The organism is Methanobrevibacter sp. (assembly GCF_045646045.1).
In the GTDB taxonomy this organism is placed as follows: domain Archaea; phylum Methanobacteriota; class Methanobacteria; order Methanobacteriales; family Methanobacteriaceae; genus Methanocatella.
Map to the genome: position 1 here is coordinate 1 of NZ_JAZRJY010000110.1, position 13,691 is coordinate 13,691.

Annotated in this window: 19 protein-coding genes; 1 reads left to right on the forward strand and 18 read right to left on the reverse strand. The window is 33.2% G+C overall.

Features of this window, described 5'->3' with window-relative positions; genetic code table 11:
• Positions 1-318: 318 nt before the first annotated feature.
• Together ACKI5C_RS07375 and ACKI5C_RS07380 are read right to left on the reverse strand one after the other, a co-directional pair.
• On the reverse strand, positions 319-543 hold the full coding sequence (locus ACKI5C_RS07375; protein WP_407432522.1) for a hypothetical protein: 225 nt from the start codon (positions 541-543) through the stop codon (positions 319-321).
• Between the two features lie 352 nt (positions 544-895).
• Positions 896-1,684: an ADP-ribosylglycohydrolase family protein gene (locus tag ACKI5C_RS07380; protein ID WP_407432523.1), complete on the reverse strand. Its 789-nt coding sequence runs from the start codon at positions 1,682-1,684 to the stop codon at positions 896-898.
• Between the two features lie 56 nt (positions 1,685-1,740).
• Here ACKI5C_RS07380 and ACKI5C_RS07385 point away from each other — a divergent pair, with 56 nt between their 5' ends.
• Complete coding sequence (locus ACKI5C_RS07385) at positions 1,741-2,403, forward strand: hypothetical protein (protein ID WP_407432524.1); 663 nt, start codon at positions 1,741-1,743, stop codon at positions 2,401-2,403.
• Between the two features lie 26 nt (positions 2,404-2,429).
• On the opposite strand, the gene idsA is transcribed toward ACKI5C_RS07385, so the two are convergent.
• From idsA to ACKI5C_RS07465, 16 genes are all read right to left on the reverse strand, one after another.
• The gene (idsA, locus tag ACKI5C_RS07390) at positions 2,430-3,422 is read right to left on the reverse strand and encodes a short chain isoprenyl diphosphate synthase IdsA (RefSeq protein ID WP_407432525.1); all 993 of its coding nucleotides are present in this window, start codon (positions 3,420-3,422) and stop codon (positions 2,430-2,432) included.
• Between the two features lie 10 nt (positions 3,423-3,432).
• Positions 3,433-4,776 carry an RNase J family beta-CASP ribonuclease gene (locus tag ACKI5C_RS07395; RefSeq protein ID WP_296889722.1) on the reverse strand — a complete coding sequence of 448 codons (1,344 nt, stop codon included), beginning with the start codon at positions 4,774-4,776 and terminating at the stop codon, positions 3,433-3,435.
• A gap of 6 nt (positions 4,777-4,782) precedes the next feature.
• Positions 4,783-5,829: a type 2 isopentenyl-diphosphate Delta-isomerase gene (gene fni, locus ACKI5C_RS07400; RefSeq protein WP_407432526.1), complete on the reverse strand. Its 1,047-nt coding sequence runs from the start codon at positions 5,827-5,829 to the stop codon at positions 4,783-4,785.
• Entirely contained in the window at positions 5,826-6,629 is an 804-nt protein-coding gene (locus ACKI5C_RS07405) for an isopentenyl phosphate kinase (RefSeq protein WP_407432527.1), read from the reverse strand. The genes fni and ACKI5C_RS07405 overlap by 4 nt, the downstream gene beginning before the upstream one ends.
• Positions 6,630-6,634: 5 nt before the next feature.
• Entirely contained in the window at positions 6,635-7,597 is a 963-nt protein-coding gene (gene mvk, locus ACKI5C_RS07410) for a mevalonate kinase (protein WP_407432528.1), read from the reverse strand.
• 8 nt (positions 7,598-7,605) lie between these two features.
• Entirely contained in the window at positions 7,606-8,454 is an 849-nt protein-coding gene (gene amrB / locus ACKI5C_RS07415; RefSeq protein WP_407432529.1) for an AmmeMemoRadiSam system protein B, read from the reverse strand.
• A 9-nt stretch (positions 8,455-8,463) separates the two neighbouring features.
• Positions 8,464-9,063 carry a 30S ribosomal protein S2 gene (gene rpsB, locus ACKI5C_RS07420; RefSeq protein WP_407432530.1) on the reverse strand — a complete coding sequence of 200 codons (600 nt, stop codon included), beginning with the start codon at positions 9,061-9,063 and terminating at the stop codon, positions 8,464-8,466.
• Between the two features lie 25 nt (positions 9,064-9,088).
• Entirely contained in the window at positions 9,089-9,283 is a 195-nt protein-coding gene (locus ACKI5C_RS07425) for a 4Fe-4S binding protein (protein WP_296795101.1), read from the reverse strand.
• 16 nt (positions 9,284-9,299) lie between these two features.
• Positions 9,300-10,544 carry a phosphopyruvate hydratase gene (gene eno / locus ACKI5C_RS07430; protein WP_407432531.1) on the reverse strand — a complete coding sequence of 415 codons (1,245 nt, stop codon included), beginning with the start codon at positions 10,542-10,544 and terminating at the stop codon, positions 9,300-9,302.
• A gap of 134 nt (positions 10,545-10,678) precedes the next feature.
• On the reverse strand, positions 10,679-10,876 hold the full coding sequence (locus ACKI5C_RS07435; protein ID WP_296795107.1) for a DNA-directed RNA polymerase subunit K: 198 nt from the start codon (positions 10,874-10,876) through the stop codon (positions 10,679-10,681).
• Between the two features lie 60 nt (positions 10,877-10,936).
• Positions 10,937-11,107: a DNA-directed RNA polymerase subunit N gene (locus ACKI5C_RS07440; protein ID WP_296795110.1), complete on the reverse strand. Its 171-nt coding sequence runs from the start codon at positions 11,105-11,107 to the stop codon at positions 10,937-10,939.
• A 50-nt stretch (positions 11,108-11,157) separates the two neighbouring features.
• Positions 11,158-11,559, reverse strand: a complete 402-nt coding sequence (locus ACKI5C_RS07445; protein WP_407432532.1) for a 30S ribosomal protein S9 — start codon at positions 11,557-11,559, stop codon at positions 11,158-11,160.
• Between the two features lie 18 nt (positions 11,560-11,577).
• Positions 11,578-12,000 (reverse strand): 50S ribosomal protein L13, encoded by a 423-nt coding sequence (locus tag ACKI5C_RS07450; RefSeq protein ID WP_407432534.1) that lies wholly within the window; start codon positions 11,998-12,000, stop codon positions 11,578-11,580.
• Positions 12,001-12,016: 16 nt separating this feature from the next.
• The gene (locus ACKI5C_RS07455) at positions 12,017-12,382 is read right to left on the reverse strand and encodes a 50S ribosomal protein L18e (RefSeq protein ID WP_296884519.1); all 366 of its coding nucleotides are present in this window, start codon (positions 12,380-12,382) and stop codon (positions 12,017-12,019) included.
• Positions 12,383-12,385: 3 nt separating this feature from the next.
• Positions 12,386-13,249, reverse strand: a complete 864-nt coding sequence (locus tag ACKI5C_RS07460; protein ID WP_407432533.1) for a DNA-directed RNA polymerase subunit D — start codon at positions 13,247-13,249, stop codon at positions 12,386-12,388.
• A 15-nt stretch (positions 13,250-13,264) separates the two neighbouring features.
• Positions 13,265-13,657, reverse strand: coding sequence for a 30S ribosomal protein S11 (locus ACKI5C_RS07465; protein WP_296884520.1), 393 nt, complete (start codon positions 13,655-13,657; stop codon positions 13,265-13,267).
• Between the last annotated feature and the right edge of the window lie 34 nt (positions 13,658-13,691).

Sequence of the window (13,691 nt, forward strand, 5' to 3'; positions counted from 1 at the left end):
TGTCCTCACTTATTTAAGTAATTTACTATTTTTTATCAATTTATATTAAAATTAAAGAAAAATTGGAATGAATTTCATCGAAGTAAAACTTCAAGTGTAAAAAAATTAAATTTTAAAAAGCCTATAAAATTTTACAGACTCCATATTTTAAAAACCCCATAATAAAAAAAAGTGCATAAGTTATTGCATACTTCATTTTTATATTTAATTATATTGAAATTTAAACCATATAAATATTATCGCCGGCAAGTGCTTACTTACATCCCCAATATTAACATAAATTCTTGAATTTTAATATCCCCAGATTATTTTACTAATTTAATGATTATCTTTAAAATTATAGAATTTAACGAAAAAATAAGAATAAATTTGGCTCAAAAAATCTACAAAAAACGACAAAGTGAATGGCCATTCAGAAACGGATAATTCTTTTAAAAGATTATCAATAATGGTGTAGAGTGAAATATTAGTCTGTGTGGACTTAATTACTACTGCTGTTGTTATATTCAAGTAATCTTTTGGCATGACGAGTTTCAAGAACATATCTTTTTAATCATACCCCATGTTAATTTAGGTTCAAATAGAAAACATTAAAGTTAAATATTACTTTATGAATGAAATATTGCTCTAAAGAAGTTATATTGTCCAAAATAAAATAAAAAGTCTTAAATACTGAAAAGAACTAATTATAATATGGCAATAGAAATTATTGCCATACAAAAACTTCAATTATGAAAAATCCTGTGGTAATGCTGGCTATAAAAATCATCAAAAGTACATACAAACACACTACTTTAACTTGTATCCTCCCCTAAAGCATTACCAATTGTGATAGATATACTCCATTGAATAAAAAAACAGGTTAAAGAAAATATGGGGCTTAATCAAGCCCCATCTATTTTTCGTATTTTTCTCTAAATTCCCTAAATACTTCCAACAAATTAGAATCCAAATGTTCAATACCTTTTTCAGATATTTCAGAAGGAACATCCCAATATGCTGAAGCTATGCCTCCAGCAATTGCTGATTGAGTATCGGCATCACCACCCAAGGATACTGCATTTCTAATCGTGTCTTCATAATCGCCTGCTTCCAAAAAACAGATTATCGATTCAGGCACCGAACCTGCACAGGACACATCAAAATCATAAAATGGCCTTATATCATCAAGTTTCCTGTCCAAATCATAATTATAATTTTTTTCAATGTGACGTTTAATTTCATCCTTGCTGCTGCCGGTTCTTGCTAAAAATATTGCATCACCAGTAGCCAGGGCACCTTTTATTCCCTCAGGATGGTCATGAGTTACAATTGATGACATTTTAGCCAATTCTTGAGCTTCACTTAATGAATCGGCAACCCATGCTACAGGACTTACTCTCATCGCAGATCCGTTTGCCCAGCTTCCGTAAGGCTCAGGGCTTTCCTCATGCAGCCACTCATAAAACATTTTGCCATAACCTGCATTGGGATATTTCAGGCCGAATCTCTTTATCTCTGAAATCAAAACATCCTTGGATGATTTATCTTTGAGCAGCCATGATGCAATAGCTAATGTCATTACAGTATCGTCGGTAAAATGTGAATATAATTCATATAAATTGAAATCTTTTGTTTTTATGGGAGAAAATTCTCTGGTCGAACCAATAATATCTCCACAGATTGAACCTATTATACCTTTCATGAAAAAATGTTTGTAAAAAAATTCATTTAAATATATTGAAAAATATAAGAAATAACATGAAACAAAAACAAATTTTAGTTATTTTAATTGTTATTATTTTAGCCATTGTGGCTTGTTTAACTGCATTTATGCTTGTTAATTCACATAGTGGAAGTTATACAACACTTAGAATAAGTAATAGTTGTACAATAGAAGTTCCAAATGAAAAAAATACTGCAGAATCAATGAACGGTGGAATTTCAAAGTTTTCATTTAACTCTTCCAATTTAACTATCATGCATCAAAAATCCGGAAATAACAGTGCGATTAAATCACTGAATACAAAACAGATTCAAAACTCACAGCAAATTGAAAACAATATATATTATGATAATTCTACAGGAACATATTCAATATTTATTGAAAATAAAAATACTGGAGATTCATTATTGATTACATCAAATAGCCTAGATTTATTGAAAAGAGTTTCAAACAGTGTTAAATTTTCAAAACCTACAAACACACACAACGCTAACAACACCACTGCAGACAATACTACAGACGACAGTAGTTCAAATACAATTCAAAGTAATAATAACCAAGGGTCACGCCAAACAAACAATAATCAGTCCAATAACAATCCAACACCAAGCCCAAGTCCAACTCCATCCGATGGTGGTTCAGACAGTGATTCTAAAAAAGATGAGGACTCAAAATATCCTTCATTCATACCTGGTTAAAAAAAATAGAAAAAAATAGAAAGATATTATGAATGTCTTTCTAATACAAAATCAGCAATGTCAGAAAGTACTTGTTTACTTGAAGAGTCAGGTAATATTTCGAGTACTTCTTTTGCCTGATTTACAGAATCTAGTGCAAGATTTCTAGCATATTCAATTGCACCACATTTTGTTAAAATTTCAATAGCCAAATCTATATCTTCTTGTGAATTATTATCATCTTTTAATATTTCCAATAATTTTTCACTATCATCTCCGGCAGATGAAAGACCATTGATAGCAATGATAGTCATCTTACCTTTTCCGATATCAGATCCGATAGGCTTACCTAATGTTTCTTCATCACTTGCAAGGTCAAGATAATCATCCTGAATCTGGAAAGCAAGACCTATAAGTCTTCCATATTCATACATTGCATCCACAACTTCATCTGAAGCACCGCCCATAATAGCTCCAACCTTAGTGGCTGCAGCAATTAATGCACCAGTTTTTTTGAATATCATTTCCATATACTCTTCTTCGGATACATCAAAACGGTCTTCAAAGCCCATATCTGAAGCCTGACCTTCACATATTTTTACACATGCATCAGCAACAGTTGCCAAAGCTTTGTTAATTTGAGCTGGAGTGTTTATTTCCTGATTGGAATTGATGATTATTTCAAATGCTTTTGAAAACAATGTGTCTCCTGCCAAAATAGCTACATCTTCACCCCAAACTTTATGTACTGAAGGCATTCCCCTTCTCATATCGTCATCATCCATGATATCATCATGAATTAATGAAAAAGTATGGATAAGTTCTATTGCAGAACCTGCTTTAAGTGCATTATCCCTTTTGCCTCCAACAGCTTCAGCAGTTATTAAACTTAAGGATGGTCTAAGCATTTTGCCTCCAGCCTTAGTTAAATAAATTGAAGCCTCTTGAAGATTATTCGGAGTAATAACAGCCAATTCATCCTCAATTGTTTTAATAATATCAGATGAATAATTTCCTAAAATCTCTTTTACATCACTCATATTATCCCTCTTAACTTCTAAAAACTTGTGCCTGTGAATTTCTTAAAATATGAACATCATAACCAATTCTATATCCTTCCTCTTCAGCCAATTCACCATAAGCTGAAAGCATTGATAAATCTCCGTGTGCAGGAATGATATGCTGTGGTTTTAACATGCGTAAGAATTCTCTGTGGTCTTCTCTTCCGGCATGCCCTGAAACGTGGGCATTCGGATATATTCTTGCACCTTTAGACTGTAATCTTCTCTCCATAATATGCCTGTTTGCAGCATTGGTTGGGTTTGGAATAATCGGTGCAGAAATAATAACATTATCTCCAGGTTTTATATTGAACGGAGTTCTGCCGCTGGCAATTCTTGGAAGTAATGCATCAGGTTCACCCTGGTGACCTGTAGTTACAAGCAAATACTTGTCACGAGCTTCATCAGCTTCCATCAAAGCTCTGTTAACTGCTTTAGGACTTCCATAAATATTAGCATTCTTTGGCAATTTTAAAATTCCGTGCTTTTGTGCTATTCCACAGAAACGTTCCATAGATCTTCCAAGGAAAAATATTTCCCTGTGGGATTTTTTTGCAATATCTGCAATTGCCTGAACCCTTTCAACATGTGAAGAAAATGTAGTGACAATCATACCTGTTTTTTCATGTAACGGCCCTCTCATCACATCTTCCAATATATTGCGGGCAATACGTTCAGAATGAGTTTTAACTTCATCGAAATTCTTTGCATTTGTAGTTTCAACAATTAATGCAAGTACTCCTTTTCTACCTAATTCTTTTAACCTTCTATAATCAGGTGGTGGAGATACTTTTTGATGATTATCAAATTTAAAATCAAGTGCATATACAATAATACCTTCAGGAGTATGCAATACTGGAAATACTGCTTGAGGTATACTGTGGGTTGCTTGAACAAATTCTAAAGTAATGTTTTTTGAAAGTTTTGTTTTTCCTCCAGGATTTAAAACTTTAATAGGGTTTTTTACTTTGAATTTACGTTCTCCCTTAATCTGTTTTTCAATTAATGCAGCTGTATATGGTGTTCCAATTAACGGCGCATCATATCTATGAGCTAATTTAGCTACAGCTCCAATGTGGTCTAAGTGACCGTGAGAGAAAACTATTCCTTTTACTTTTCCATCAACATCTTTCATCAGTGTATCGTCAGGAATAACTCCTCTTTCAATTAAATCTAGGCTATGCATTCTGTCAATATCTGTATCTTCATGCATACTAATTCTGTCAAGATGAATACCCATATCAAAAATAATAACATCATCACCAATCTTGACAGCGGTCATGTTTTTACCGACTTCCTGGTATCCGCCTATTGCGATTACTTCAACGCTCATATGTTTCTATCTCCTTGAATAATTCTTAGTGTTAATTCCTCTTTCATTAAGCCATTCTCTTGTTTTTCCGCGGATGATTAATTTTGATTGTTTTAATTCCTCAATGTTGTTTGCTCCAACTAAAAACATTGCTATTCTTAATGAATCATTAAATTTAGTGATAAATTGATTTAATTCCTCTTGTGAAATTGACCTTTTTAAAAACGGTAAAGCCATACCAACACTATCTGCTCCAAGAGCTATGGCTTTAGCAGCTTCAAGACCTGACCTTATTCCTCCGGATGAAATAACTGGAACATCAACTGTATTTACAACCTCAGCAGTTGAAATAGCAGTTGGAATTCCCCAATCCCAGAATAATTCACCATAATATTTATCTTCTGATCGGTATGTTTCAACAGCAGACCAGCTTGTTCCGCCGGCACCCTCAACATCAATGTAATCCACACCAGCATCAACCAATTGCTTTGCGGTTTCAGCTGATATACCACAGCCAGTTTCCTTTGCCATAATTGGAATATCAACTATGTCAGTAATCTGTGAAATTAATTCCAGATATCCTCTAGCATCCAAATCTCCTTCCGGTTGAATTGATTCCTGAAGAGGATTTAGATGAATAGCCAAAATATCTGCATCTAAAATTTCAACAGCTTTATTGGCCAAATTCAATTGAGGAGCACCGATATTTCCTACCAATAAACAGTCAGGAGCATTATCCCTGACAACAGAATAAGTGTCTTCCAATTCAGGATGTTCACATGCTGCCCTTTGAGAGCCTACCCCTAAAGCTATCCTATTTTCTTCTGCAGCAATAGCTAATTCTTTATTGATTTCTTTCGCAGCAGGATGGCCTCCTGTAATTGCTGTTATAAATAAAGGAGAATTTAATTTTTTACCAAAAACGTTTGTGGACAAATCAATTTCATTTTTATCAACTTCAGGAAGAGCATTATGTATTAATTCTATATCTTCAAAACCTGTAGTTTTATCCTTAAATTCAACATCATAATTTTTACAAATTAATAAATGCTCTAATTTTCTATTAGAAATCATGTTTTACTCCTTGAAATAACAGTTCCTTTTACATCTTCATTTTCTAAAACTTTATAAATATTACCTTCAATTTCAGCATTTATTATCTTAGATTCTATCCCCAAATCCGCTAAAAACAATAGTTCTTTAATTTTTCCAACCATACCGCCTGTTACATCAACATTGGTAGTTCCTTCTAATGCGTCCAAATCTTCAATTGATGAGAATTTTTCATAAAAAACAGCATCGTCATGTGTTTTAGGATTCTTATTATATACTCCATCAACGTCCGTACCTAAAACAACTGTTTCAGGGTTTAAATTACTTGCCAAATATTGAATAATCTGATCGCCTGAAATAACACAAAATTCCAAATCAGTATCCAATACAACATCTCCGTAAATAACCGGAATGAATCCTTTTGATAAATAGTTTTTAAAAATATCCAAATTACCTTCAGTAATCCTTTTGGAACTGGCAGTGATAAATGAAGAAGCAGGAATTGCAATAACGGGCAAACCCTGAGAAATAAACTCTTCACAAATAAGCATGTTTAATTTCTTAACTGCATTTTGAATTTCACAAAAACCAATTCTTTTTTGAGGATATTCACTTTCATCAAAATCCTGACCTATTTTATATTTTTTTGCAGGAGGATGACCAAAAGAACCTGCACCATGAACTATAATCAATTCCTTGGATGAATTATCCAGAGATTTTTTAATTTCACCGGCAATTCTTTTTAAGTTAACAGAATCAACTTCACTTTCTGGTGCATCCTTATTTGTTAAGATACTTCCACCAATTTTTAGAATAAACATTAAAATCACATATAAACCCTAGAAGAAACTCCGCGTTTAGTAAAATTAACTTTTAAAACATTATCTTGTTTTGAAATACCTTCTGAAACTTCTTTGGATTTACCTGGACAAAGGGCAATAATACTTCCACCACCACCGGCACCGGTAATTTTAGAACCTATTGCTCCACATTCCCTAGCAGTATAAACCATACGAGATAATTCCACAGTATTTACTCCTAAAACATCTAAAAAACCGTGGTTAATATTCATCAATTCCCCTATCTTTTTATAATCCTTTTTAAGAATAGCTTGTTTACCATAATTAGTTAAATTACCCATAGCAGTAATAACTGGATTAATAATTTTGGAATTCCTGGATTTAAGATTTTTAACATCTTTTACCATTTTACCAGTATTACCGTGTTTTGTAGTATAACCTACAACAAAAGGAGCATTAAAATTAACTTTAAATGGTTCAAAAGTCTTATTTCTGGATAAATAAACAAGCCCACCATAAGTTGATACTAATGTATCCAAAGGAGATGCAACACCCTGAACTGCCTGTTCAACCATATGTGCATCATGAGCAAGGGATTTCTTATTGAAACGAATATTATGATATCTGTATAAAGCCGCAAGTGTTGCAACAGTAACTGCAGCAGAAGAACCTAATCCGGAACCAATTGGTATTTCAGAAGACAAAGTCATTACAATTGGACTATGATCATGAACTCTATGAAAAGCTTCTAAAATATATCTAATGATACCTGGTTTTCCTTTTTTCAAAATATAAGATTTACGGCGAGTATCCAACTCTACTTCAAAATTCAAATCATAAGATTTCAAAATAGACTTATCATTATAAGATTTTTTAATCTCAACATAAGCTCTTTTATTTACTGCGCCAGCAATAGCAGGTTCGCCATATACAACAGAATGTTCACCAAATAAAATCATTTTTGCCGGAGCAGAAGCAATAGCCTTCATAATGACACCTATTTAAAAATACCTGAAGCATAACCTACAACAGAAGTTAAATCTCCAGTTACATCACCACTAGTTTTATATTGAAAAATCTCACAGTTATGCTTATCACACATCTTGGAAAGGGCAATTGTAGTCATAACTGGACCATAACCACACATAGTTATATTATACTGAATAATTTCCTCATAAAGCTTAAACTCATTCATGTGTTTAATATCCTCTAAAACAAAGCCATCAACTTTATTGGCTTTTTCTTGATTGTTAAAATGGGATAAATCAGTGCTTGCAATAACACAATATGACTTATTTAACTTTTGAGCAGCGTCAAAAATTGCTTTTGCAAGGTCATTGGAAGCGGAAAAAGATTGGGAACCCATAACAATAGGCACTATTTTAAAATCATTGCTAAAATATTGTAAAAAAGGAAGCTGTACTTCAATAGAGTGTTCGAAAAGATGAGCATCAAAATCAGGAGATGCCACATCAGAACATTCTATAATTGAATCAGCAAAATCTTCATCAATTTTTACATTGCCTAAAGGAGTAATCCATTCCCCTTCATTGAAAACTGAAATTTCACTACCATAACCAGTATGATTAGGACTTAATATAATAAAAACTTCAGGAAAACCGTTTTGAACTATCTGACAATAGCCATGGGAAGCTACTGAACCAGAATATATATAACCTGCATGCGGAACCATAACATTGATAGGATAATCTTTATCATCAAAAGTTTTTAATTCGGGTATTAATCCGACCCCGAATTTACTCATGAAACAATCCTCAATTGTTTTTTTAAGTGTTTCTGGATTATCCGGATAAAATGATCCGGCTACAGCAGGTTTTCTTATCATTTAATTCACTTAGAATTTAAGTTCGAAATCAGATGCTTCGATATCTAAATCTCCATCTTCTGGAAGGTCTCCTCTTTCTCTTAAGATTTGTCTTGCAAGTAACCAGTAAACTAAAGCAATAGCTTTTCTACCTTTGTTGTTAACAGGTACTGCAATATCTACAAAACTGAGTAAGTTTTCAGTATCACATAATGCAATAACAGGAATACCATTTTGTTTTGATTCGAGAACTGCTTGTGCATCTGATCTTGGGTCAGTTACAACAATGATTTTAGGTTCAATGAATTTTGCATAATTAGGATTGGTTAAGGTACCTGGAATGAATCTGCCAGGAATAGTTTTTGCACCAGTGATTTCACCGAATTTTTTAACAGGAGCTTGACCGTATTGTCTGGTTGCTACTACTAAAATGTCATCAGGATCATATTTTGCTAATAATTTAGCGATTTGTCTGATTCTTTCATCGGTTTTTTGAATATCTAATACGTATAAACCATCAGATCTTACTCTGAATATATATTTTTCCATGTCACTTGTTTTTTGTTGAGTTCCAATGTGTAAACCAGCTGCTAAGTAGCTGTCTAATTCAATTAATAGTTCATTTGTCATATTTAATATCTCCTTAAGTTTTTATTTAAAAGTCATCTTCAACTTTCACACATTCTTCTGGACATACGTCCATACATACTTCACAATAACTGCATTCGTCAGGGTCAACTATTTCTATTTTATCTCCTTTAAGAACTAAAACTTCCATAGGACAAACATCAGCACATTCAGCGCAGTCACTGCCTTTACATTTTGAATAATCAATAGTTATTTTTGACATATTTCAATCTCCATAATTAAAATTGACCCATTTTCGGATTTGGAAGTTCCTCTTCAATGCGAATTAATTCGTTTAATTTAGCTATCCTTTCTCCACCAATAGCACCTGTTTTAATCATAGGTGAAGCAAAACCAACAGCCAAATGAGCTATTGTATCATCAGTTGTTTCACCAGACCTGTGAGATACTACAGGTACTATATTATGTTGTTTAGCTAATTTAACAGTCGCATAAGTCTCAGATAATGAACCAATTTGATTCGGTTTAATAATAATTGCATTTGCTGCATTCATTTTAATACCTTTTAATAATAATTCTTTATTTGTTACAAATAAATCATCACCACAAATTAGGCATTTATCGCCAACTTTTGAAGTTAACTGAGCAAAGCCTTCGAAATCAGATTCATCAAATGGATCTTCTACATAAAACATATTGTAAGTATCAATAATGTCTTTTACAAACTCAATTTGTTCGCCGGTATCTCTTTCGACACCATCTTGAGCATATACATATTTCTGTTTTTCTGAATTCCATAATTCAGAAGCAGCCATATCTAAAGAAGGTCTTATCTCAAGACCTAATTCATCACCAACTTCTTCACATGCTTTAGCTAAAATTTCTAATGCATTATCGTTAGTAATGTTTGGTACCCATCCACCTTCATCTCCTTTTCCACCTGTGAAATTAGAGTCTTTGGATTGGATAAGTTCTTTTAATTTTTTATGAACTGAAGCATTAGCGAAAATTGCATCAACAATATTTTTAGCTCCGACAGGAACAACTAAAAATTCCTGAATGTCAGGTGCATTAATACCTGCATGAGCTCCACCATTCATCATATTTCCAAGAGGATAAGGTATTTCATTAACCCAGTTACCTCCCAAATATTTATACAATGGCATATTGGATGAAGCTGCAGCTGCTTTAGCAACAGCCATGGAAACTGCTACAGTAGTATTTCCACCAATAGCTGATAAATTTTCAGTTCCATCTACTTCTTTTAATACTTCGTCGATAGTAGTAATGTCATTGGCATCCATACCAATAAGTTCAGAAGCAATAAAGTCTTCCACTTCACGTACGATAACATCCACACCACCTTCTGGGAATGAGACTACTTCTCTTGAACCAGTACTCGCTCCACTAGGCGCAGCAGCTCTACCAAAACCATTCCAAGTAGTTACGTCTACTTCAACGGTAGGGTTACCTCTGCTGTCCAGAATTTTTCGAACTTGGACATCTTCTATTACACTATCCAAAAAAAACACCTCAGTGCCAGTTGATTTATTACCACATAGCCTATAGTCCTTAAAAATTAGTAAGTTTCTTTATAGAGCCATTATGGTATTTTTTATTTTTTTAATAAATTTAATGGAATAAATAGATTAACTATTTATTCATCATTTCTAATTACATCTAATGGTAAAACCCCTTGAACAAGTTCCTCATGAGCAATATCAATAGGATCTAAAGAACCTTTAATTTCAACTTTTGGTTTTGCACCCATAGATATTTGAATTGCTCTAGCTCCAAGAAGTCTAGCTTTTTCAAACCTTGTTAAGTCTTCTATTTCCATGAATATTACTTCCAATTAAGTTTTATTTTACCAAGAGTAATTTTATATAATTATATATCCCTACAACTTGTAAAATTATTCCCATGTTTCAACATGAGAAATTAACATTCTTCTACAACAGTATCTGGTTAAACCTAAATCATCTAAAATATCTTTAGATTTTTCACCTTCAGCAAGTCTTTTGTTGTATTCATCAAAATATGCTGATACTGGTTTTCCACAACTTAAACATCTTATAGGAATCATTTAAATCATCTTTTATATATTTTAATAAAATATAAAAGTACAGAATAAAATTATCTGTAACTTTTTTGTTTACGTGCTCTTGCTCCAGGACCACCGTATTTTTTAGGTTCGGAACGTCTTGGGTCACCTACTAACATAGTTCGGTCATATTGAATGAATCTTTCTTTTAAATTCATATCTTGTGACCATTGTACAAGTCCTTTAGCAATAACCATACGTGCGGCTTCTGCTTGACCCATTACTCCTCCACCAATAACATTGATGTTAATATCAACTTCATTAGCTAAATCTCCAGCTAATTTTAATGGTTCTTGTAATTTTAAATTAGCAAGTTCTGGAGAGTAAAGTTCTAAAGGAACTCTGTTGATTCTAACTTTACCTGTTCCTTCTTTAACAGTACCACGAGCAATAGCTGTTTTACGTTTTCCACTTGTATGAATAACTTTAACCATAATCACACATCCATTTATCTAAAAGGTAGCTCCTAAAAGTTTGGAGATTTCTCCTAATTCGATACCTTTTTTAAGATTTTTGTATTCTGCTTCAGGAACTGCTTGAAGTTCTGCATCAGCATATTCAGCAGGTACACCTACAAATGCTTTTAAACCTTTGTATGCAGTTTTACCTTTTGATTTTTTGAAAGGTAACATTCCTCTTACAGTTCTTCTAAATATATCATCTGGTCTTCTAGGATATTTAGGACCTAAATCACGAGGGTTTGAGATACTTGCTCTGTCCACTCTTTGTTTGTATTTAGCATAAGCCCAATCCTTATTACCAGTTAACATAATTTTTTCAGCATTAATAATTACTACTTCTTCGCCTTCTAAAAGATTTTTACTAGTAATACTAGCTAATCTTCCTAAAACGCATCCTTCTCCGTCAATAATCATCATGTTAACACCCTATTTATTCAATGATCCTAATGTTTGATCCTTTAGGATTAGTTTCGATTATCTCATCAATTGAGATGCATTCCCCACCAGCACTTTCAATTTTTTCTTGTGCTTTAGCTGAGAATTTTAATGCTACAACATTTACTTTTTTGTCTAATTCACCATTAGATAAAACTTTACCAGGTACTAAAATAGTTTCATCTGCTTCAGCATGTCTATTAATATTAGATAAGTTTACTTCTGCAGTTCTCCTATTTGACCTACTAAGTCTACTAGCAACATCTTTCCAAATAGCTGCATCTTCACTTTTTGATTGTTTATTAAGTTTATTAATAAGTTCAATAAGGTTAGGATTAGTTTTGATAATTTTCTTAACCATTATTTACTCCTCCTTCTCACTAAAACTGATAAATTTATCTGCTTTTTCACCTAATTTATCACAAGCGGTTAATAACACTTCTTTAGGAGGCATTGATCCATCAGTTTCGATTCTAAATATGAAATCATTTTCACGATATCCTATGTTAATATAACTGTTATCAGGTGATCCGTTTGCAGCGGCCCTGTTAATAGAAGCTCTTACACAACTTTTACACATTGAACAGTCTGATGACAAGTAATTGCCGTCATCTGATTCTACTAGTTCACCGTCTTCAAAGACTTTGACTCTTTTTGACCTTTTATCAGATTTCAAGACACCTCTAGGACATGCATCAGCACAGTCATAATCAATATCCACTGCATCATTAAAAGTAATTTCAGGATATTGTTTGTAAGCACAAACAGTAGTTGGCATCCATTTTACATGATTTTTTCCATAACCAACTTTTGCATAAGCTTCCACATTAAGTTCTTCGCCATCTTTAAGTTTAACAATAGGAATTGTATCGTATACTGGTTTAATTTTTGAGTCTGAAGATATTAAATCCTTAGAATAAACTACCTTAGGTCCAACTTCGTTTAAACTAAATGCAATACCTTGAGGTTCAAACCAACCGTCATCTTCCGGCAATAATAATCCTTCAATCGCATCTAAATCAGAAACCAAAGGAGTTAAACCAAGTCTATGTGCAAGTACCTCATTAAACATAGCAGAATCATTCCTAATAATATTAACATCTTCAATAGCTATTTTAGGAACATTTACCATAGCTGCTCTTCTAATAGCATTTACAAAAGGCACTTCTGCATCACGGATAATGAAAACGATTTCATCATCAGTTTGGCTTTTTACTTCTATCTCCATATTAAACCCTTCCACTTATACTCTTCTTCCTCTTTTACCACCAGGTCTTCCAGTACCGTCGTGAGGAATTGGAGTGATATCTTCTATCTTACCAATTTTAATTCCAGCTCTTGCTAAAGCACGGATAGTAGCTTGTGCACCAGGTCCAGGACTTCTAGGTCCGTTTCCACCAGGAGCTCTTACTTTAATATGTAATCCAATAAATCCTTTTTCTTTAGCATCATCAGCTATTCTGGTTGCTGCAGCCATAGCTGCGAAAGGTGAGGATTGTTGTCTGTCTGCACGAACAACTTTTCCACCAGACCATTGTGAAATAGTTTCAGCACCAGTAATATCTGTTACAGTAATAATAGTGTTATTGAATGATGAGTAAATATTAGCTATACCCCATTTTTCATCTTTTGCCATAATTACACCCTTTATTCTTCTGTATTAGCTTTAT